The sequence below is a fragment of the Nocardioides koreensis genome, from assembly GCF_039531775.1.
GTDB lineage: Bacteria > Actinomycetota > Actinomycetes > Propionibacteriales > Nocardioidaceae > Nocardioides > Nocardioides koreensis.
Map to the genome: position 1 here is coordinate 184,575 of NZ_BAAAQR010000003.1, position 19,291 is coordinate 203,865.

Sequence of the window (19,291 nt, forward strand, 5' to 3'; positions counted from 1 at the left end):
TCACGACCCTCCAACCGCCTCGAAGTCACTCTCGCACGGTGGCGGGTGTCGGACCAGTACGTCAGGACCTCGGTACCGTCAGCAGTACCTCGTGAGAACCCGCACGGATACCGCTCAGTCGGACGACGACGCGCGAGCCAGGTTCTCTTCGCCTCGCCGCTGCAGCACCGTGCGCTCGCCCTCGTTCCGGGTGCGCGCGGCCGCCTCGGTGAAAGCCTCGGCTGCCTCGGCGTGCAGGCCGGCCCGTTCGAGCAGGTCGCCGCGCACGCTCGGCATCAGTGGCGAGTCGCCGAGCGCGTTCGCGTCCAGGTCGTCGAGCACGCGCAGCCCGGCGCCCGCGCCGAACGCCCGGCCGTGCGCGACCGCGCGGTTGACCTCGACGATGGGTCCCGGCGCCGCCTCGGCGAGGACGTCGTACAGGATCGCGATCTGGCGCCAGTCGGTGGCCTCTGCCCGCTTGGCGCGGGCGTGCTGCGCGGCGATCGACGCCTGCAGGAAGTACTTCCCGACCGGTCTCCCGCGCGCTGCGAGCAACTCGGCCCGCTGGAGCGCGGCCAGCCCGCGCCCGATCAGCAGCTGGTCCCAACGTGTCCGGTCCTGCGCCTCCAGGAGCACCGGCGCGCCGTGCTCGTCCAGCCGTGCGCTGATCCGGGAGCCCTGGATCTCCAGGAGCGCCTGGAGTCCCAGCGCCTCCGGCTCGTCGGGGGCGAGGGCGGCCAGCATCCGGGCCAGCCGCATCCCCTCGGTCACCAGGTCCGGCCGCATCCAGTCCTCGCCGGCAGCGGCCGCGTATCCCTCGTTGAAGATCAGGTAGATCACGGCCATCACGTCGTCGAGGCGCTTGTCCCGGTCCGCGCCGGTCGGCAGCTCGAAGCCTGCAGCGGCCTCGGAAAGAGTCTTCTTCGCGCGCGAGATCCGCTGACCCATGGCCGACTCGGTGGCCAGGAAGCCTCGAGCGATCTCGAGGGTGGTGAGGCCGCCCACCAGGCGCAGGGTGAGGGCTGCCCTGGACTCCGGAGTCAGTGAGGGGTGGCAGGACAGGAAGATGAGCCGCAGGACGTCGTCCTCGATGTGGTCGACCTGGGCGTCGAGGTCGGACATCTGCTCCCCCTCCCCTCCGGTGCGGGCGTGCCCGAGCTCCTCGGTCTTGCGGCGAAGGTTGTCGGCGCGCCGGAAGTGGTCGATGCCGCGGCGCTTGGCCGTCATCATCAGCCAGGCCGCGGGATTGTCGGGCACACCAGTCGTCGGCCACTGCTCGAGCGCTGCCAGGAGCGCGTCCTGCGCGAGGTCCTCAGCCAGCTCGACATCGCGCGTCATCCGGGTCAGGGCACCGACGAGTCGGGCCGACTCCGCCCGCCACGCGGTGGTGATGGCCTCGGCGGTGGCGGTCTCGGCTGGCACATTCGCAGCCTACGAGGCCGGACGCCGCCGCTGGGGGCGGCGTCCGGGCCGGGTCAGGCCTTCGGTCGGGACCGGGTCAGGCGTCGGCCGCCTCCGGCGGCGCTTCGGAGATCTGGCGCAGGGTGGCGACCATGGAGCACTCGGGCCAGTACTTCGCGTGCAGCTCGGCGAACTCCGCCTGGCCGGCGATGGCCTCCTCGAGAGTGTCGTACTGCAGGATGGCGAACCCGCCGACGACCTCCTTCGCTTCCGCGTAGGGCCCGTCAACGCGGGAGGTCTCGCCCTTGCGGACCACGAAGTTGACCGCGTCCTCGGTGCCGAACAGCCCGCCGCCGTCGAGGAAGACGCCCTTGGCGGCCTGCTCACCGATGTAGGTGTCCATGGCCTCGAACAGCGCCTGCGGGGGCGCGCCGGAACCCTCTTCCATCCGCACGAATCCCATGAAACGTGGCATCTCGATCAGTCCTTCTGGTTGGTGGGAGTTGCTCTCTCACAGGTACGTCGAACAGCCGACACGCTGCTCGACATCGACCTCAAAAGTAATCGAGCTTCTGTCGACGTACCGGTGATAGAAGCGGCCCGGCCTCGGGGGCCAGACTGCTGCGGACGCTGTCAGACCGTGAGGACGATCCGTCCCGACCCTGCCCCGGCCTCCAGTGCACCGACTGCGTCGGCGGCCTCCACCAGCGGGTAGCTGCGGCCCAGCACCGGGCGCAGCCTGCCGGCCGTGACGAGGTCGTTGACCGCCTGCAGGGTCTCGGCGTTCTCCTTCGCGACGAACGCCCGCAGGGTCTGGCCCACGAACGGGGAGAGCAGCATCGCGCCGAGCTGGCGTTGGGTGCCGCCGATCCACCGGTCGCCCTCACCACCGGTGATCACCAGCCGGCCGCGCGGGGCCAGCGCGCGGCGCAGCCGACGGATCGGGGTGCGGCCGAACACGTCGATGATGACGTCGAAGCGTTGGTTGCCGTCGGTGAAGTCCCCGCGGCTGTAGTCGATCACGTGGTCGGCACCGATCGCGGTGGCCAGCTGCTGGTCGCGGGGACCGCAGACCCCGGTGACCTCGGCGCCATCCGCCTTGGCGACCTGCACCGCGATGCTGCCGACCGCCCCGGAGGCGCCCACGACCAGCACCTGTTCGCCGGGCTGCACCCGACCGTGGTCGCGCACCGCCTGCAGGGCTGCGAAGGCCGCGTACGGGAGCACCGCGGCTTCCTCGAAGCTGAGGTCCGCGGGTTTGGACGCCACCTTGCGCTCCGCTGCGGCGACGTACTCGGCATAGGTGCCGCGTGCCGCGCCGTACACCTCGTCTCCGACCGCGAACCGGGTCACCTGCGACCCGACCGCCTCGACGCGGCCGGCGAAGCTCACGCCGGGCACCCTCACCTTCGGCGTGCGCAGTCCGGTGCCCAGGCGCATCAGGTACGGCTCGCCGGTCATGAAGTGCACCGCACCGCGGTCCACGCCCGCCGCGACCACTTGCACCACGACTTCATGGTCGCCGACCAGGGGGCGGGCGACGTCAGCGCAGCTGAGCGCCTCGGCGCCGCCGTAGCGGTTCTGCACGATGGCTTTCATCTCGAAGTCCTTCCGGACGAGCGGCTCCGTGCTCGACCGTGACCGCTCCGGTCCGCCGACGCTCAGGGTCTTTCGTCCCCGACCCGGGGTCGAGAGGCATCAACCGCCGCGGCCGCCGCCTGGCTGTCGAGCGGCCGCCACTGCCGCCTGAGCAGCCCGTACACCCACGAGTCCGACACCTCGCCGTTGACGACGCAGTCCTCGCGCAGCGTCCCTTCACGCACGAATCCGAGCTTCTCCAGGACGCGAGCAGAGGCCACGTTGCGCGTGTCGGCCTCGGCCTGGACCCGATTCAGGTCCAGCGTGTCGAACGCCCACTGCAGCACGGCGCGCCCTGCCTCCGTCGCGTAGCCGTGGCCCCATGCCGCGTCGCCGAGGCAGTAGCCCATCGACGCGCTGCGGTGGTCCGGGTTCCACCGGGTCAGGCTGCACCAACCGACGAACGCCCCGTCGGAGACCCGGTCGATGGCCAGCCGCGCCCCGCTGCCCTCCTCCGCCATCTGCCGGCACGCCGTGATGAAGCGCTCGGCGCGCGCTGGTTCGCTCCAGGGCGGCGCATCCCAGTAGCGCAGCACGTAGGCGCTGCTGTGCAGCGCGAAGAGGGCGTCCGCGTCCGCGCCGGTCACGGGGCGCAGTCGCAGGCGAGCGGTGTCCAGCGTGGGGGTGGGCAGGAGCATGCGTGCCATGGTGCCTTCCGGGGCGTGAAAAATTCTTGCTTCACGTTGTCGTATCCGCCGGGCGCCGTTCGTGGAATAGGTTGAGGCGGGCACCGGGTCCGCGACCGAGGCAAGGAGCAGCCATGACCGAGTACCTCATCTACTTCAACCAGCAGTGGGTGGGCGACCACACCGAGGAGTGGTTCCGCGGACGCGGGCCGCTCGCCATGGCGGTGCTCGACGAGATGAAGGCTGCCGGCGAGTACGTGTTCGCCGGAGGACTGGTGGAGGAGGTCGAGGAGGCCTTCAGCGCGGACGCGACCAGCGGCACGCTGACGTTCACCGACGGGCCCTTCGTCGAGACCAAGGAGTACTTGGGCGGGCTCACCGTGGTGGACGTGGCCGACGAGGCCACCGCCAGGATGTGGGCCGGCAAGATCGCGGAGGCGTGCGGCTGGCCCCAAGAGGTACGCCGGTTCAAGCCGCAGGGAGGCCAGTGACGAGGTCGCGACCTGTCACCCCTGGGCCGCCCCGGCTTCCTGACCGCGTCCGTCCGGGCCGGCAGGGCTCAGATCTCGACCACGGTGAGCCCGGGCGGACCGGGGCGGTCCATCGCGGCGAGGGCCGCGCCGGCCTCGTCGAGGCCGATGACCCTGCCCACCAGGGCCCGGGGATCGAGGATGCCCCTCGCGACCAGGTCGAGCATGGCCGGATAGTCCACCGCGGCCATCCCGTGCGAGCCGAGGACCTCCAGCTCGTGGGCGACCACGCGGTCCATCGGCAGCGCGGTCACCGCGTCCTTGCCGAGCAGCAGCCCGACCTGGACGTGCCGCCCCCGTCGGCGCAACGACCGCACGGACGCGGCAGCGACCAGGGGTGACCCGATCGCGTCGATGCCGACGTGCGCGCCGCCGCCGGTCACGGCGCGGACCTGCTCGACGGCCGCCTCGAGGTCGCCGGCGTCGACGGCCGCCTCGCTCCCGAGCCGGGTCGCCTGCTCCAGGGCGGACGGGGAGACGTCGACCGCGACGACCCGTGCCCCGAGCGCCCGCCCCACCGCCACCGCCGACAGACCGACGCCCCCGCAGCCGAACACCGCCAGCCACTGGCCGGGCCTGATGCGCCCGTGCGCCTGCACGGCCCGGAACGCCGTCGCGAACCGGCAGCCGAGGGCCGCCGCCTCCACGAACCCGAGGTCGTCGGGCAGCCGCACCACGTTGGTGTCCGCGGCCGGCACCATCACCTGCTCGGCGAACGACCCGGGACCGCTGAACCCGGGTTGGTACTGGTCTGGACAGACCTGCGCGTCGCCGGACCGGCACAGCTCGCACACCCCGCAGCCGCAGACGAACGGCACGGTGACGCGGTCCCCGACCGCGACCCGGGTCACCCCCTCGCCGACCCGGACGACCTCGCCGGCGAGCTCGTGACCCGGCACGTGCGGCAGCGAGACCGGGTCGTGCCCCCGCCACGCGTGCCAGTCCGAGCGGCACACCCCGGTGGCCCGGACGGCGACCACCACCGCCCCGGCCGGGCAGTCGGGCTCGGGCACCGAGCGGACAAGGGGCTGCTGCCCGTAGGCGTCGAAGACCACGGCGCGCACCGGAGCTCCTTTCGTGGCGGGCTCCCATCCTGCCCGCCGACCCCACGCCGTGGGCGCCGGGGCGGGTCCTTCGGCGGAGCGGGCCGGGTCCTGAGCCTGTGTCGGGTCGTGGGCGCGCCGGCGCAGGGTGGTGGCCAGGACACCGGCGGCCCGCGGACGAGCCGCCCGCAACCCGTCAGGGGGAGACATGCACACCAGCACCCGCCGCGTCACGGCCCTCGTCGGCGCCATCGCCGCCACCATGACGGCCACCGCGCCGGCCGGGGCCGCGGCCCTCGCACCCAGCCGGATCACCGTCCACGCCACCGACACCACGCCCACCTCCGGCCAGCTCTTCCGGCTCCAGGGCTCGGTCTGGTCCTCCGGCGAGACGGTTCCCGCCACCGTCCGCGTCAAGACCTTCCGCAACGGCGCGTGGGTGCGGCTGCCGGGAGCGGTCACCGAGACGAACCGCGACAACCGCTACAACCTCGGCATCCGCCTGCAGATGAAGGGCGAGCGGCTGCTCCGGGTGATCGGCGATCCCGCGGACCCCGAGATCAGCACCGCCCGCAGGACCATCACCGTCACCGTGCACTGATCCGGCTCGAGGCCGGGCCCCGGGCAGGGCCGGGCCGGGCCCCGGGCCGGGCCCCGGCCCACCGCTGCCACCGGGCGGGCGCGGGATCACCACCCATGCCCGACAATGGACAGGTGAGCGACCTTCCTCGCAACGCAGCACGACGTACGGCGCGCCTGGCAGCCCTGCCACTGGGGTACGCCGGCCGCAACGCGCTCGGGCTCGGCAAGCGCCTCGGCGGCAAGCCCGCCGAGGCGGTGATGAGCGACATCCAGCAGCGCACCGCCGAGCAGCTGTTCCGCACCCTCGGGGAGCTCAAGGGCGGCGCGATGAAGTTCGGCCAGGCGCTCTCGGTGCTCGAGGCCGCGCTGCCCGACGAGGTGGCCGGCCCCTACCGCGACCAGCTCACCCGACTGCAGGACTCCGCACCCCCCATGCCGACCCAGACCGTGCGCGAGGCGATCGAGCGGGACCTCGGGCCCGACTGGCGCGAGCAGCTGGTGTGGCTGGACGGCGGGCCCGCGGCGGCCGCCTCCATCGGCCAGGTGCACAAGGGTCGGTGGCAGGACGGCCGCGAGGTCGCCGTGAAGGTGCAGTACCCCGGCGCGGGCGAGGCGCTGCGCTCCGACCTCCGCCAGCTGGCCCGGCTGGCCCGCACCGTGGGCACGCTGGTGCCCGGCGTGGAGATCAAGCCCCTCGTCGAGGAGCTCCAGGCTCGCGCCGAGGACGAGCTGGACTACCACCTCGAGGCGGAGGCGCAGACCGCCTTCCACGACGCCTTCGCCGACGACCCCGACATCGTCGTGCCCGAGGTGGTCGCGGTGGGTCCGACCGTGCTGGTCACCGAGTGGATGGAGAGCCCGGCGTCGCTGGCCACGATCATCGCCGAGGGCACCCAGGAGGAGCGCGACCACTACGGCGAGCTGCTGGTGCGGTTCCTGTTCTCCGGACCGGTCCGCACCGGCATGCTGCACGCCGACCCGCACCCCGGGAACTTCCGGGTCCTGCCCGGCCCCGACGGGGAGCCGGGCCGGCTCGGCGTCCTCGACTACGGCGCGGTCGCCCGGCTGCCCACCGCCGGGCTGCCCGAGGCGATGGGACGGCTGATCCGCATCGCCGCGACCGAGGAGAAGGACGAGCTGGTCGAGGGGCTGCGCCAGGAGGGCTTCATCAAGGAGGGCATGAAGGTCGATCCCGAGCTGGTGCTGGAGTACCTCGGGCCCTTCATCGAGCCCACGAAGGTCGAGCGGTTCCGGTTCTCGCGGGAGTGGATGCGGGCCCAGTTCGCCCGCATCAACGACCCACGGGAGCCGTCGTACACGGTCGCGATGAAGCTGAACCTGCCCCCGGCGTACCTCCTCATCCACCGCACCTGGCTCGGCGGCGTCGGGCTGCTCAGCCAGCTGGAGGCGGAGGCGCCGTTCCGGGCGATCCTGGAGGAGTACCTCCCCGGCTTCGCCGACCCCGCCGCCTCGTCGACCTGAGCCCTACGCCTCGACCCGCGCGACCTCGCGGGGCGCGACCCGGCGCGAGGACAGCACCATCGCCGCGGCCAGCAACGAGGCCACCCCGCAGGCGGGCCACAGCAGGCCGGGCGCGACGGCGTACAGGGCGGTGCCGAGCGGCGCGGCGAGCATGGTGCCGCTGGTCGCGGCGCCGGTGTAGAGGCCCTGGTACTGCCCCACCAGGTGGTCGGGCGCCGCGTCGAGCACGTGCGCGGTCGCGGTGGTCTTGTAGAGGATCTCGCCGGCCGTGAGCACCACCATGGCCAGCACCGCCGTGGCCGCGGAGACGGGCAGCCCGAACAGCGCGAAGCCGACGCCGACCAGGGCGTAGCCGGTGGCGATGATCGGGTACGACGAGAACCGGCGCAGCCGCAGCGCCACCGGGATCTCCAGCGCCAGGATCAGCCCGGAGCCGATCGCGACCAGTGCGGTGTAGAGCGCGACCGGCTGGCCCTCGTCGCGCAGGTGGATGGGGAGCGTCGTGTAGAGCTGCCGGTAGACGAGGTCGACCAGGACGACCGCCGGCAGCAGCGACATCAGGCCGCGGTCGGCCCGCAGCGCCCGCCACAGGCTCGGACCCTCGCGGCCGATGCCGAGGTGCGGCTCGTGGCGGGGCAGGAGCGGCGCGACCGCGAAGCGCACCGCGAGCGTCATCAGCCCGTCGATCACGAACAGCGCCTCGTAGCTCTGCGCCACGATCAGCGCGCCGAGCGGCGGCCCGATCACGAAGCCCGCGTTGGACGCGGCCCGGCTGATCGCCACCGACGTACGCCGGTCGCCGCGCGCCACCGCCAGCGCGGCCAGCGCCCCGTTGGAGACCGAGGCCGTGGCGGCCAGGTAGGCGAGGACCGGCAGGGCCACGGCGAGCACCCCCACCGGCAGCCACGGCACCGCCGCGACCCCCAGCCCGGCCACGCTCGAGCAGAGGATCAGCGCGCGCCGGTGCCCGAACCGGTCGCCCCAGCGCCCGCCGGTGAAGTTGCCGACCAGCATCCCCACCCCGTAGCCACCCGCGACCAGCCCGGCGGTCGTGACCGGCAGGTCGCGCGGCCCGGTCAGGTAAAGGGTCAGGAACAGCATCAGGAACGAGCTCGTCGAGCTGACGAACCTCCCCGCCGCCAGCACCCAGACCAGTCGTGGCACGTCCCCGAGGTTCACGGGCGGATTCCATCACGCCGCGCGACGTCGTACGAGGTGGTTCCCCGACGACCGGACCGAATGACGTTGCGCGGCCGCGGGCTCAGACCAGCGGCAGGAACATCACGTGCAGGCCGACGTACCCGTGCGCGGGTGAGCGGAAGGCGCCGGGGACGGTGCCGATGATCTCGAAGCCGAGCGACTGCCACAGCCGCACCGCAGCGGTGTTGGTCTCCACCACCGCGTTGAACTGGATGCCGCGGTAACCCCGGTCGCGGTGCCACTGCACGACGTGCTCCCCCAGCGCCCGACCGACGCCGCGGCCCCGCGCCTGCGGCGCCACCATGAACGACGCGGTGCCGATGTGGTCCCCGTGCCCGGGCCGGTTGGGGCCCATCTTGGCGCTGCCGAGGATGCTCGGCCCGGCTCCCGGCAGGTCGTCCTCGAGCACGACGGTCTCGCCGGGCGGCCGCTCCATCCACCAGCCGCGTGCGGACTCGAGGGTGAGGTCCATCGGGAAGGCGTAGGTCTCGCCCGCCTGCACCGTGGCGTCGAAGAACGGCCAGATCCGGGGCCAGTCCTCCTCCGTCGCGGGTCGGGTGTTCACTCTCCGGTCTCTCCGTCGATCGACTCGCGGATCAGGTCGGCGTGGCCGTTGTGGCGGGAGTACTCCTCGATCATGTGGGCCACGATCCAGCGCAGGCTGAACGAGTCGCCCTCCCGGCTCGAGCGCACCGACAGCGTGCCCCAGTCGTCGACCTGCGCCACGATCGCGGCGGACTCGGCACAGGCCCTGTCGAAGAGCGACCGCAGCTCGTCGGGGGTGTCGTCGACGGCGCTGTGCCAGTCCCAGTCGGCGTCCTCGCGCCAGTCGATCGAGTCCCACGGCTCGGCGTACTCCTGGCCGAGGAACACGCAGGCGAACCACCAGTGCTCGACCAGCGCGAGGTGCTTGAGCATCCCGCCGAGCGTCATCGTGGACGGGGCGTGGGTGGCGTTGAGCTGGTCGGCGGTGAGCCCGGCGGTCTTCATCCGCAGCGTGTCGCGGTGGAAGTCGAGGAAGCCCAGCAGGGTGGACTTCTCGTCACCGGCCAGGGGCGGGTCGACACGTTCGGGGGCGGCTGGGATCGCGGACATGTGGGCCACGCTAGGGGTTGCCACCGACGCCGGACCACCGACTTCGTCGGCGCGGCGCCAACGTGCGAAGCGCGGTTTCCGGGACGGCAGCACCCGTCGACCCGCACAATCGCCTCATGCTGGGGGGAATCGTGGCGTGGCTGCTGGCCGTGCTGCTGGCGGCGACCGGACCGGTGACCGGGCTGTCCTCGACGGGGCCGGCGTCACCGAGCGAGACAGACAGTCCCCTGTACACACTGGCCGTGGACCCCCCGAGCGCGTCGCCGGCCTGGCAGGGCTTCGAGCCGGACGCCGACGGCACCCTGGTCCGGATCTCGATCCACGACGGGTACGACGGCCCGATGCTCAGTCTGTCCACCGACGGCCGGGTCGTGGTGCGGGGCGAGACCTCGGTGCTGGCCACGCGGGACGACTTCGTGACCTGGCAGGTCTCCGACGCGGCGCTGGACCGGGCGCTGCGGTCGCTGCGCCGGGTCGGGGTCCTCGACGCGGAGCCGGGCGCCTTCGGCGAGGGCGGGGTCTCGCAGTACACCCGGTCGGTGGGGGTCTTCCTCGGCTCGGGCGGCGGCATCTCGGGCTCGGAGGAGTCACCCCGCTTCCCGCGGCTGTGGCGGGCGGCCACCCGTCTGGCCGACCCCGCGTCGTACGGCGACGGGCTGGTGTCCGGTCCCGAGCCGTGGCTGCCCGACGAGATCGCGCTGCTGTTCCACCGGCCGGACGCCGCCAACCCCTACCCGATGGCCACCTGGCCGTTCGACGAGCCGATCGCGCAGATGGCGCAGCCCGCCCCGGCGGGCTCGATGGGCGAGCTCGCGGTGTGCCTGCGGGGTGCGGACGCGGCGACGCTGTTCGCATCGCTCCCAGGCGGCGTCGTCGGGGTGTACCGCTGGTCCGACGGGACCGCGGTCTGGAGCGCGCGGGTGGACGTGACGACTCCCGGCTACCGCCTCACGGGCAGCGGGTGCGACCCGGCCTGACGCCCGGCCGACCCGGCTACGCCGGCACCACGGGCGCGAGGTCCGGCGCGCGGTCGGTGATGCAGTACGCCGGGCCGGCCGGCCCCGCGAGCACGGTCCAGCCCCCGTCCTGGTCGGCCAGCACGCGGGCGCCGAGCCCCACGTGGCGAGCGGTCTCGGCCGCCCGGTCGGTGGTGGCGAGGTCGAGGTGGGCGCGGACGGGGCCGTCCGGGTCGTCCAGCCGCTGCATCAGCAGCTTGACCGCCATCGGCTCCCCGCCGACCAGGCGCGAGAACTCGTCGCTGCGGATCCGGTCGTGCCGGCGCAGTCCGGTCACCTCGCTCCAGAACTCGCACTCCCGCTCGTGGATCGAGGACGGGATGTCGAGGCAGACCTGGTCGACCTGCGAGCTGTGCCCACCTGGCCAGGTGGCGGGCGGTGGTCGCTCCGCGGAGCGGTGGTGGACGAAGCAGAACGTGAACCCGCCCGGCGACTCGAGCACGACGTAGCCGGCGCCGGGCCGCTGGACCACCCGGACGCCGAGCGAGTCGGCGCGCTCGGCCGCGGCGGGGGCGGCGGCGACGTGCAGGTCGAGGTGGATCCGCGAGGGGCCGCCGCCGAGCCGCTGCACCCGCAGGAAGTCGTCGCCCTCGGGTGGCACCAGGGTGGCGAACTCGCCGTGCTCGCCGCGCGGCTCCGAGAGACGGTAGCCGGTCACGCCCTGCCAGAAGGCGACGCCGCGCTCGTGCTCGTCGGGGGCGAGGTCGAGGAACGCGCTGACCCAGAACGGGGTCATCCGACCGGGTGGCAGTCCTGCCCGCAGCCGCCCGCGGCGGGCCCGTCCGCGTGGGAGGCTGGCCGGTGCAGCACCGCCGTCGACGGGGTGATCCGCGCCGTGCCGTCGGGGCCGCCCTCGACGGTGGCGGTGCCGTCCACCAGCAGTGTGAAGCCGTGGTGCTCCCGCGGAGGGAAGAGCAGCGTGACGTCGGGGTTGGCGGTGATGTTGGCCGTCGACCCCTTGCCCGGGCCCGGCACGAGCACGACGTCGCCCTCGACGCGCGGCTCGACGGTCACCGCCTTGACCCTGCCCTCGGCCGAGACGGTCAGCAGGTAGCCGGCTCCGAAGTCGGTCAGCGCCTTCGCGAGGTCGGCGACGTCCACGGGGATGCTCATGGGTCCGAATCTACGCCCGGGTCGTGTGGTCGAGAGTGCGCCCGGGCGCACTCTCGGCCACACGACGCGTCAGGAGCGGTCGACCCAGCGCTCCCCCGCCGGCACGGCCGCCGCGGTGCCGCCGGTCAGCTCGGCCACCATCGCGTGCAGGCGGTCCACCTCGGCGGTGGGTACGCCGAGGCGCAGCGTGACGTGGCCGGCGTACGTCGTGTCCAGCACCGCGACGCCGCGGGCCCGCAGCTCGCTCTCGACCCGGCCGGCGTCGGCGTGGCCCAGCTCGAGGGTCAGCTCGCGCACCAGGTCGCGGCGCAGCGTGCCGGTGACGTCGAGGCCGGCCCGCACCGCGTCGCCGTACGCCCGGACCAGCCCGCCGGCACCGAGCAGGGTGCCGCCGAACCACCGGGTGACCACGGCGACCACGTCGCTGACCCCGCGCCCGCGCAGCACCTCCAGCATCGGGGCGCCGGCCGTGCCGGCGGGCTCGCCGTCGTCGCTGGAGCGCTCGACGGCGCCCTCGGGGCCGAGCACGAAGGCGGAGCAGTGGTGCCGCGCGGCCCAGTGCTGCTTGCGCAGCCGGTCGACGACCGCGCGGGCCGCCGTCTCGTCCTCGACCCGCGCGAGCGTGCAGAGGAAGCGCGACCGCTTGACCTCGATCTCGGCCTCGCCGTCCCGCGCGACGGTCAGGTAGGAGTCGGTCATTCGGGGTCCCTGCGGAGGCGTGAGCGCTGCGAGCGGCTTCGTGGGGTGATCACCAGGCTCCCAGGATCCCGCCGCCGATCCGCACGATGAACGCGGAGACGACCAGGATGAAGAAGACCCGGACGAAGCGGGTCCCGCGGGAGACCGCCGTACGCGCGCCGACGTAGCCGCCGGCGAGGTTGCACACCCCCATGACCAGGCCGATCTTCCAGAGCACGGCACCGTGGGGGATGAACACGCACAGTGCCGCAGCGTTGGTGGCCCAGTTGGCCAGGCGGGCCTTCGCGGAGGCCTCGAGGAAGCTGTAGCCGAGCAGGCCGACCAGGGTGAAGACGAAGAAGCTGCCGGTGCCCGGGCCGAGCGCGCCGTCGTAGAACCCGATCGCGAGGCCGGTGAGCATCGCCGCCAGCGTGTGCCGGTGCCCGGAGAACCGCAGCGCGGTCGCGTCGCCGAGCGCCGGCCTGAACAGCACGTACGCCCCGACCACGACCAGCGCCACCAGGACGATCGGGTCGAACGCCTCGCTCGGGATCTGCGCCGCCACCAGCGCGCCGAACACCGAGCCGGTGAACGCCAGCAGCATCAGCGGGCCGAACGTCTTCGGGTCCGGGCGCACCCGCCGGTAGTACGTCGCGCTGCTCACGGTGGTGCCGCAGATGGAGGCCAGCTTGTTGGTGGCGAGCACCTGCACCGGCGCGGCCCCCGGCAGCCCGAGCAGGAGCGCGGGCAGCTGGATCAGGCCGCCGCCGCCGACGACGGCGTCGACGAACCCCGCCGCGAGCGCCGCCAGCCCGAGCAGGACGGTCACGGTCAGGGTCGGGTCGTCCACCGCGCCACCCTATGCATCGGGTCGTGCCTAGGGTGGTGGGGTGCGGATCGTGTCCCTGCTGCCCTCGACCACCGAGATCCTGTTCGCGATCGGCGCGGGGCCGGACGTGGTGGGCGTGACCTTCGAGTGCGACTTCCCCGCCGAGGCGCGCACCCGCCGGATCGTGTCGACCTCGGCGATGCCGGAGGGGCTGGCGCCGGCGGAGATCGACGCGTTCGTGACCTCGGCGATGGCGCGCGGCGAGGACCTCTACCACCTCGACGAGGGGGCGTTGGCGGGGCTGGACGCCGACCTCGTCGTCACCCAGGACCTGTGCGCGGTGTGCGCGGTCGACGTCTCGGTGGTGGACGACGCGCTGGCGCACCTGGGCTGCACGGCCGAGGTGCTGACGATCGACCCGCACACGCTCGAGGAGGTGTTCGGCTCGATCCTCACGCTGGGCCGGGCCACCGGTCACGAGGTCGAGGCGATCGGGCTGGTCGGGGCGCTGCGGGCCCGGCTGGACCACGTCCGCGCGCGGGTCGCGGGTCGTCCCCGGCCGCGGGTGATGCTGCTGGAGTGGACCGACCCGCCCTTCGCGCCCGGCCACTGGGTGCCCGAGATGATCGAGGCCGCGGGCGGGGAGCCGCTGCTCGGCAGGGCCGGCGCGAAGTCGGAGCGGGTCACGTGGGAGAGCGTGCACGCGGCCGCGCCCGAGGTCGTCGTGGTGGCGCCCTGCGGCTACGACCTGGCGGGCGCGAGGACGCTCGCCGAGGAGCTGGTCACCTCGGGAGCGCTGCCCGCGGGCGTGCCGGTGCACCCCGTCGACGCCAACGCCGCCTGGGCCCGGCCCGGCACCCGCCTGGTGGACGGCGTCGAGGAGCTGGCCGGCCTGCTGCACCCGGCCTGAGTGTCGGTCGCGGCCGTCGGGCGGGCGGTTCGTGACCACTCGTCGCGGCCGGTCGGGAGCGGGCCGCCGGCTGTCGGCGGTGGCGGGTAGACCTGGTCCCGGGGTCGACCGACCGGACGAGAGGAACCCCATGACCGAGATGACTGCCGTCGAGCAGGCCGAGTCCCACCTGCGCGCGCACGCGGAGGCGGTGACCGTGCCCGGGGCGGCCGAGTGCCTGGCCTGCTACATGGCCCGGATGCTCCAGGGCTACGGCTGTGACACCACGCTGCGGTGGGCGCAGCGGTTCCGCGACCTGCGGTCCCCGCGGGCGACCGGGCTCGAGGAGCGGCTGGGCCGGCTGGGCGGCTACTGCGACTGCGAGCTCTTCATGAACGGGATCCAGCTCGCCCGCCACCAGCTCGTGCGCGACCTCGCCACCGACGAGCTCGAGCAGCCGTCGGAGCTGCCCGACTGCGCCGGGGTGCGGCCCACGTCGACCCGGTGGTGCACGAACTGGGAGCGGCTCGTCGGCTGGTGAGCGCTACCGCACCACCACGGGCACCCGCTGGACGTGGTTGTTGGCCATCGCCTGGCGGTTCCAGCGCTGCTCCACCGGCTGCACGTTGCCGGCGGCGTCGGTGGCGCGTGCGCACAGCTCGTAGCGTCCCGGGGCCTCGGCCTGCCAGGTCCACGACCAGCTGCGCCACTCGTGCTCACCCCCGGCCGGGCCCAGCTCGGCGTCCGCCCAGGTCTCGCCGCCGTCGACGCTGACCTCGACCCGGTCGACCGGCGCGAGCCCCGACCAGGCACGGCCACGGAGCTGGTGGCTGCCGACGTCCACGACGCGGGTGCGGGTCTGGAACTCCGGGAACCCCGGCGGCCGGACCAGCGCCCGCGGCCGGATGCGGTCCACCGGCTCGCCGGGGTCGTCCGCGTCCTGGGTGATCCGGTACGCCGTGGCGTTCTGGTAGCCGTCGAACGCACGGTCGAGGACGGTGATCCGCACCAGCCACTTCACGTGCGCCATGCCGTACCAGCCGGGCACCAGCAGCCGCAGCGGCGCGCCGTGCTGCGGGAGCAGCGGCTGCCCGTTCATGGTGTGCGCGAGGAACAGCCGGTCCGACTGCGCCTCGGCCAGGGAGATGCCGCGCTGGTAGTCCTGCTCGACGCCGCGCTCGACCCCGTGGTCGGCGCCGGTGAACACCACGTCCACGGCCCCCTCGCGCACCCCGGCCTCCTCCAGCAGCGGCGCGAGCGGGACGCCGGTCCACTCCGCGGTGCCCACCGCCTCGTCCAGCCAGGGCTGGCTGATCGGGCGCGGTGAGGTGCGGGCCCGGCCGTTGCCCGCGCACTCCAGGGTGACGCGGTGGGTGACCGTCGGCCGGCCGAGCAGGTCGGCGAGGTCCAGGCTGAGCGGGCGTTCGACGTGCCCGTCGACCTCCAGCCGCCACTGCCCCGGGTCGAGCAGCGGGATGTCGTAGTGCACCAGCACGTAGTGCAGGCCGGGCGGGGTGACGTCGAGGTCGAGCATCTCCAGCGGCATCCCGTGGTTGCGCGTGGCCAGCCGGAGCTCGTCGTACGAGATCGCCTCGCCGGGCTCCGCGAGCCGGGCCCGCGGGCTGGTCTCCTCGTCGAACGTCGTCATCGCCCTGCCTCTCACTCAGTCGCCGACCCAGAACCCCCGGCCGCCGAACCAGTCGCCGTACTGCCCGCCCATCGCCGACCGCGGCCCCCGGGAGCCGAGGTAGGACCCGACGACCGCGGCGCCGAGGTCGTCGAGCTCGGGCGCGATCACCCGGCCGTCGACCCGGCGGGCCATCGAGTCGATGAAGCGGGCCAGGCCCGGGTCCTCGCCGAGCCGGAAGAACGTCGTCTGCGCGCCGAGCCGGCCGGCGTTGTCGAGCTCGCGGACGGCGTACGCCACCGTCAGCGGGTGCGGCGGGTAGGAGAAGTAGACCTCCCCGTCCGGCTCGAGGTGGGACGTCGGCTCGCCGTCGGTGACGATCAGCAGCACCGGCTGGGCGTTCGGGTGCTTGCGGAAGTGCCGGTTCGCCAGCAGCAGCGCGTGGTGGAGGTTGGTGCCCTTGTCCCACATCGCGTCCAGCCCGGTGAGCTCCTCGATCTCCATGACCTCGGCGTGCCGGCCGAAGCCGATCAGCTGCAGGTGGTCGCCGCGGAAGCGCGAGCGGATCAGCGTGTGCAGGGCGAGGGCGGTGCGCTTCATCGGCACCCACCGGCCGTCCATCGCCATCGAGAACGACGTGTCCACGAGCAGCGCCACCGCGGCCTGGGTGCGGGCCTCGGTCTCGGCGACCTCGACGTCGCGGATGTCGAGGCGGACGCCCGTCCGCCCGTCGCTCGAGCGCGTCGAGACCCCCTCCGAGACGGACCGGAGCACCGCGTTGGTCACGGTCCGGGTGACGTCCCAGGGCTCGGTGTCGCCGAACGCCCACTCGCGCGTCGCCCCGGACGGCTCCCCCGCCGCACCGGCCTGGCGCAGGTCCCGCTGGCCCTGCCGGCCCGACATCCGCTGGGCGACGTCGCGGAGCAGCGCCTTGCCGAGCTGCCGCATCGCCTTGGGGCTGAGCCGGAGCTGGCCGTCCGAGCCGCGCTTCATGTAGCCGGTGTCGCGCAGCGCCTTCTCCAGCCGCTGGAGCGTGTTCGCGTCGACCGCGGCCTGGTCGCCGAGCTGGCGGGACAGCTTGTCGAGGTCGAGGTCGTCCATCCGGGCGCCGCCGTAGGACTGCGAGAGCTGCTCGGAGAGGTCGTCGAGGTCGGCGACGTCCTGGAGCACCCCGGTGCCGTCCCCGAGGCCGAGCCCCTGCTCACCGTCGAAGCGCTCCGAGCCGCCCCAGTCCTCCCCCGGCCGCAGCGCCTGGAGGTTGGAGTCGAGCTGCGAGAGCGACTCCATCAGCTCCGGGGACCCGAAGGCCTGCGCGGCCAGCGCGTCGAGCTCGTCGCGCTGCTCCTGGGTCATCGAGTTCCGCATCCGCTGCGCCGCCGCCGCCCGCTGGGCCAGGGCGTCGAGCAGCTCGTCGATGTCCTGGGGGTTCTCCGGGAAGAAGTCCCCGTGCTTGTCCATGAAGTCGCGGAACTGCTGGTCGGTGTCCTCGCCGCGCCGGTGGGCGTCGAGCAGCTGGTTGAGGTCCTGCAGCATCTCGTTGATCGCCGCGCGGTCCTCGTCGGTGGCGTTCTCGAGCGCCTGCTTCATGCCGGCGAACCGCTGGTCGAGCATCTCCCGGCCCAGCAGGTCCTTGATCTTCTCGTAGTCCTCGCGGGCCTGCCGGGAGGACCAGTCGTAGTCCGACAGCTCGCTGACCGCGGCCGCGGTCGAGGGCGGCAGGTTCTCCAGCTGCATCTCGCGGAAGGCGCGGTCGGCGTCGTCCATCGCCACGTCGCGGGCCAGCTGCTTGCGCTCCTCGAGCAGGGCCCGGTCGAGCAGCTCGCGCACCTCCTGGAGGGTGCCGTCGAGGTTGTGCCGTTGCAGCAGCTCGCGGCGCCGCTCGGCCACCCGGCGGGCCAGGTCGTCGAGGCCGGTCTGGTCGCGGCCGCCGCGGCGCAGGAACTCCCGCATCGCGCGCTCCGGGGAGTAGCCGGCCATCACGTCCTCGCCGATCGCGTCCAGCGCCTCGGCGAGGTCCACGGGCGGCGCCAGCGGGTCGGGGCCGCCGGCGTACCGGCCGTAGCGGGAGCGGTGCCCTCTCATCAGGGGGCTCCGGGTGACGTGGTCTCGACGAGCTCGACCAGCGAAGGGCTAGCCATAGACGGTCTCCCCACCCCCGGTCTCCTTGCTGACCTTGCGGGCCAGGTAGAGACCCTCGAGGGCCAGCTCGATCGCGCCGGCGCGTCGGCCGTCGGTGGTGGCGTCGAGCCGGTCGCAGATGTCGTCGTACAGCTCCGACTCCCCGAGCACCGGCAGCCCGGTCAGGAAGTCGCGGGCGGTCACCTGCTCGCCGGTGGTGACCATCGAGCCGTTCTCGATCGCGTTGACCAGCACCGCGAAGTCGAGGCCGCGGAAGTGGCCGCGCACGGTCTCGGCGGTGGCGGTGCGGAGCAGGTGGTCGAGGATCTCCCGCTCGCGGCCCTCCTCGCCGGTCTCGAACTCGATCTTGCCGCCGAGCACGTCGACCGCGGTCTCGAGGTCGACCGGCCGGGCGACCGCCTCGTCCTCCCCCTGGGAGGTGGCGCGGTGCAGGGCGGCCGCGGCGATGGTCTCGGCGCCGGCGATCGCGAACCGCGCCGAGACACCGGAGCGCTGGTCGACCGCGCTGGACTCCCGCAGCGCCCGGGTGAACCGGGCCAGGATCTCGACGAGGTGGTCGGGCACGTGCGCGACCAGGGTCGCCTCCTGCCGGATCACCGCGACCTCGTCGTCGAGCTCGGTCGGGTAGTGGGTGCGGATCTCGGCGCCGAAGCGGTCCTTGAGCGGCGTGATGATCCGGCCGCGGTTGGTGTAGTCCTCGGGGTTGGCGCTGGCGACGACCAGGACGTCGAGCGGCAGGCGCAGCACGTAGCCGCGGATCTGGATGTCGCGCTCCTCCATCACGTTGAGCATCGCCACCTGGATCCGCTCGGCAAGGTCGGGCAGCTCGTTGATCGCGACGATGCCGCGGTGGCTGCGCGGGATCAGCCCGAAGTGGATGGTCTCCGGGTCGCCCAGCGAGCGCCCCTCGGCCACCTTCATCGGGTCCACGTCGCCGATCAGGTCGGCCACGGAGGTGTCCGGCGTCGCCAGCTTCTCGGCGTACCGCTCGCTGCGGTGCCGCCAGCCCACCGGCAGCGCGTCGCCCAGCTCCGAGGCCCGGCGCTGCGAGCCGTGCGTGACCGGCTCGTAGGGGTGCTCGCCGAGCTCGCTGCCCTCGATCACCGGGCTCCACTCGTCGAGCAGCCCGGCCAGGGTGCGCAGCAGCCGGGTCTTGCCCTGGCCGCGCTCGCCGAGGAGCACCACGTCGTGCCCGGCGATCAGCGCACGCTCCAGCTGCGGGATGACGGTGTCCTCGAAGCCGTGCAGTCCCGGCCACGGGTCGCGTCCCTCGCGCAGCGCCGCGAGGAGGTTGTCACGGATCTCGTGGCGCAGCGTCTTCTGCTGGTGCCCGCTGGCCCTGAGTTCGCCGACGGTGGTGATCGTGGGAGCTGAGGTCACCACTTCACGCTACTCAGGCGGGCAACCACGCAGGTGACGCCCGC

Annotated in this window: 21 protein-coding genes; 6 read left to right on the plus strand and 15 right to left on the minus strand. The window is 73.5% G+C overall.

Annotation, left to right across the window (positions count from 1 at the left end):
- Window positions 1–114: 114 nt before the first annotated feature.
- The 4 genes from ABD268_RS07160 to ABD268_RS07175 form a co-directional block, all read right to left on the minus strand.
- Window positions 115–1,401, minus strand: a complete 1,287-nt coding sequence (locus tag ABD268_RS07160; protein ID WP_344149528.1) for an RNA polymerase sigma factor — start codon at window positions 1,399–1,401, stop codon at window positions 115–117.
- Between the two features lie 76 nt (window positions 1,402–1,477).
- A complete protein-coding gene (locus ABD268_RS07165; RefSeq protein ID WP_344149530.1) occupies window positions 1,478–1,828 on the minus strand; it encodes a YciI family protein in 351 nt (116 codons plus the stop codon).
- A gap of 185 nt (window positions 1,829–2,013) precedes the next feature.
- Window positions 2,014–2,979: an NAD(P)-dependent alcohol dehydrogenase gene (locus tag ABD268_RS07170; RefSeq protein ID WP_344149532.1), complete on the minus strand. Its 966-nt coding sequence runs from the start codon at window positions 2,977–2,979 to the stop codon at window positions 2,014–2,016.
- 62 nt (window positions 2,980–3,041) lie between these two features.
- The gene (locus ABD268_RS07175) at window positions 3,042–3,656 is read right to left on the minus strand and encodes a GNAT family N-acetyltransferase (protein ID WP_344149534.1); all 615 of its coding nucleotides are present in this window, start codon (window positions 3,654–3,656) and stop codon (window positions 3,042–3,044) included.
- A 122-nt stretch (window positions 3,657–3,778) separates the two neighbouring features.
- On the opposite strand from ABD268_RS07175, the gene ABD268_RS07180 reads away from it, so the two are divergent.
- Entirely contained in the window at window positions 3,779–4,135 is a 357-nt protein-coding gene (locus tag ABD268_RS07180; RefSeq protein ID WP_344149536.1) for a YciI family protein, read from the plus strand.
- 68 nt (window positions 4,136–4,203) lie between these two features.
- Here ABD268_RS07180 and ABD268_RS07185 read toward each other — a convergent pair whose 3' ends face one another.
- Window positions 4,204–5,238: a zinc-dependent alcohol dehydrogenase family protein gene (locus ABD268_RS07185; protein ID WP_344149538.1), complete on the minus strand. Its 1,035-nt coding sequence runs from the start codon at window positions 5,236–5,238 to the stop codon at window positions 4,204–4,206.
- A 187-nt stretch (window positions 5,239–5,425) separates the two neighbouring features.
- Between ABD268_RS07185 and ABD268_RS07190 the strand changes: the two genes are divergently transcribed.
- Together ABD268_RS07190 and ABD268_RS07195 are read left to right on the plus strand one after the other, a co-directional pair.
- Complete coding sequence (locus tag ABD268_RS07190; protein WP_344149540.1) at window positions 5,426–5,818, plus strand: hypothetical protein; 393 nt, start codon at window positions 5,426–5,428, stop codon at window positions 5,816–5,818.
- Between the two features lie 113 nt (window positions 5,819–5,931).
- A complete protein-coding gene (locus tag ABD268_RS07195) occupies window positions 5,932–7,281 on the plus strand; it encodes an ABC1 kinase family protein (protein WP_344149542.1) in 1,350 nt (449 codons plus the stop codon).
- 3 nt (window positions 7,282–7,284) lie between these two features.
- Here ABD268_RS07195 and ABD268_RS07200 read toward each other — a convergent pair whose 3' ends face one another.
- From ABD268_RS07200 to ABD268_RS07210, 3 genes are all read right to left on the minus strand, one after another.
- Window positions 7,285–8,460: an MFS transporter gene (locus ABD268_RS07200; RefSeq protein ID WP_344149544.1), complete on the minus strand. Its 1,176-nt coding sequence runs from the start codon at window positions 8,458–8,460 to the stop codon at window positions 7,285–7,287.
- 82 nt (window positions 8,461–8,542) lie between these two features.
- Window positions 8,543–9,046 (minus strand): GNAT family N-acetyltransferase, encoded by a 504-nt coding sequence (locus ABD268_RS07205; RefSeq protein WP_344149546.1) that lies wholly within the window; start codon window positions 9,044–9,046, stop codon window positions 8,543–8,545.
- A complete protein-coding gene (locus ABD268_RS07210; protein WP_344149548.1) occupies window positions 9,043–9,576 on the minus strand; it encodes a DinB family protein in 534 nt (177 codons plus the stop codon). The genes ABD268_RS07205 and ABD268_RS07210 overlap by 4 nt, the downstream gene beginning before the upstream one ends.
- 116 nt (window positions 9,577–9,692) lie before the next feature.
- Between ABD268_RS07210 and ABD268_RS07215 the strand changes: the two genes are divergently transcribed.
- Complete coding sequence (locus ABD268_RS07215) at window positions 9,693–10,553, plus strand: hypothetical protein (protein WP_344149550.1); 861 nt, start codon at window positions 9,693–9,695, stop codon at window positions 10,551–10,553.
- A gap of 16 nt (window positions 10,554–10,569) precedes the next feature.
- Here ABD268_RS07215 and ABD268_RS07220 read toward each other — a convergent pair whose 3' ends face one another.
- The 4 genes from ABD268_RS07220 to ABD268_RS07235 all read right to left on the minus strand — a co-directional run bounded on the left by ABD268_RS07220 (window position 10,570) and on the right by ABD268_RS07235 (window position 13,233).
- Window positions 10,570–11,328: a VOC family protein gene (locus ABD268_RS07220; protein ID WP_344149552.1), complete on the minus strand. Its 759-nt coding sequence runs from the start codon at window positions 11,326–11,328 to the stop codon at window positions 10,570–10,572.
- A complete protein-coding gene (locus ABD268_RS07225) occupies window positions 11,325–11,705 on the minus strand; it encodes a pyridoxamine 5'-phosphate oxidase family protein (RefSeq protein ID WP_344149554.1) in 381 nt (126 codons plus the stop codon). Before ABD268_RS07225 ends, ABD268_RS07220 begins: the two co-directional genes overlap by 4 nt.
- 69 nt (window positions 11,706–11,774) lie before the next feature.
- On the minus strand, window positions 11,775–12,404 hold the full coding sequence (locus ABD268_RS07230; RefSeq protein WP_344149556.1) for a YigZ family protein: 630 nt from the start codon (window positions 12,402–12,404) through the stop codon (window positions 11,775–11,777).
- Window positions 12,405–12,453: 49 nt separating this feature from the next.
- Entirely contained in the window at window positions 12,454–13,233 is a 780-nt protein-coding gene (locus tag ABD268_RS07235) for a sulfite exporter TauE/SafE family protein (RefSeq protein WP_344149558.1), read from the minus strand.
- Between the two features lie 40 nt (window positions 13,234–13,273).
- Here ABD268_RS07235 and ABD268_RS07240 point away from each other — a divergent pair, with 40 nt between their 5' ends.
- Both ABD268_RS07240 and ABD268_RS07245 read left to right on the plus strand, forming a co-directional pair.
- A complete protein-coding gene (locus ABD268_RS07240; RefSeq protein WP_344149560.1) occupies window positions 13,274–14,122 on the plus strand; it encodes an ABC transporter substrate-binding protein in 849 nt (282 codons plus the stop codon).
- A gap of 130 nt (window positions 14,123–14,252) precedes the next feature.
- A complete protein-coding gene (locus ABD268_RS07245; RefSeq protein ID WP_344149562.1) occupies window positions 14,253–14,642 on the plus strand; it encodes a DUF2695 domain-containing protein in 390 nt (129 codons plus the stop codon).
- 3 nt (window positions 14,643–14,645) lie between these two features.
- Here the strand turns inward: ABD268_RS07245 and ABD268_RS07250 are convergent, their stop codons facing one another.
- Genes ABD268_RS07250 through ABD268_RS07260 form a run of 3 tightly spaced genes read right to left on the minus strand, consistent with a single transcriptional unit; the run spans window position 14,646 to window position 19,247 of the window.
- The gene (locus ABD268_RS07250) at window positions 14,646–15,749 is read right to left on the minus strand and encodes a sulfite oxidase (RefSeq protein WP_344149564.1); all 1,104 of its coding nucleotides are present in this window, start codon (window positions 15,747–15,749) and stop codon (window positions 14,646–14,648) included.
- A gap of 15 nt (window positions 15,750–15,764) precedes the next feature.
- Entirely contained in the window at window positions 15,765–17,810 is a 2,046-nt protein-coding gene (locus tag ABD268_RS07255; RefSeq protein ID WP_344149568.1) for a vWA domain-containing protein, read from the minus strand.
- A 48-nt stretch (window positions 17,811–17,858) separates the two neighbouring features.
- Window positions 17,859–19,247 carry a magnesium chelatase ATPase subunit I gene (locus tag ABD268_RS07260; RefSeq protein ID WP_344149570.1) on the minus strand — a complete coding sequence of 463 codons (1,389 nt, stop codon included), beginning with the start codon at window positions 19,245–19,247 and terminating at the stop codon, window positions 17,859–17,861.
- Between the last annotated feature and the right edge of the window lie 44 nt (window positions 19,248–19,291).

What these genes read in the sequence shown, in the direction of transcription:
- ABD268_RS07225 (WP_344149554.1), bottom strand. Translation starts at nt 11,705, where the DNA reads ATGAGCATCCCCGTGGACGTCGCCGACCTCGCGAAGGCGCTGACCGAC.
- ABD268_RS07245 (WP_344149562.1), top strand. Translation starts at nt 14,253, where the DNA reads ATGACCGAGATGACTGCCGTCGAGCAGGCCGAGTCCCACCTGCGCGCG.
- ABD268_RS07220 (WP_344149552.1), bottom strand. Translation starts at nt 11,328, where the DNA reads ATGACCCCGTTCTGGGTCAGCGCGTTCCTCGACCTCGCCCCCGACGAG.
- ABD268_RS07175 (WP_344149534.1), bottom strand. Translation starts at nt 3,656, where the DNA reads ATGCTCCTGCCCACCCCCACGCTGGACACCGCTCGCCTGCGACTGCGC.
- ABD268_RS07170 (WP_344149532.1), bottom strand. Translation starts at nt 2,979, where the DNA reads ATGAAAGCCATCGTGCAGAACCGCTACGGCGGCGCCGAGGCGCTCAGC.
- ABD268_RS07180 (WP_344149536.1), top strand. Translation starts at nt 3,779, where the DNA reads ATGACCGAGTACCTCATCTACTTCAACCAGCAGTGGGTGGGCGACCAC.
- ABD268_RS07250 (WP_344149564.1), bottom strand. Translation starts at nt 15,749, where the DNA reads ATGACGACGTTCGACGAGGAGACCAGCCCGCGGGCCCGGCTCGCGGAG.
- ABD268_RS07215 (WP_344149550.1), top strand. Translation starts at nt 9,693, where the DNA reads ATGCTGGGGGGAATCGTGGCGTGGCTGCTGGCCGTGCTGCTGGCGGCG.
- ABD268_RS07190 (WP_344149540.1), top strand. Translation starts at nt 5,426, where the DNA reads ATGCACACCAGCACCCGCCGCGTCACGGCCCTCGTCGGCGCCATCGCC.
- ABD268_RS07210 (WP_344149548.1), bottom strand. Translation starts at nt 9,576, where the DNA reads ATGTCCGCGATCCCAGCCGCCCCCGAACGTGTCGACCCGCCCCTGGCC.
- ABD268_RS07230 (WP_344149556.1), bottom strand. Translation starts at nt 12,404, where the DNA reads ATGACCGACTCCTACCTGACCGTCGCGCGGGACGGCGAGGCCGAGATC.
- ABD268_RS07255 (WP_344149568.1), bottom strand. Translation starts at nt 17,810, where the DNA reads ATGAGAGGGCACCGCTCCCGCTACGGCCGGTACGCCGGCGGCCCCGAC.
- ABD268_RS07165 (WP_344149530.1), bottom strand. Translation starts at nt 1,828, where the DNA reads ATGGAAGAGGGTTCCGGCGCGCCCCCGCAGGCGCTGTTCGAGGCCATG.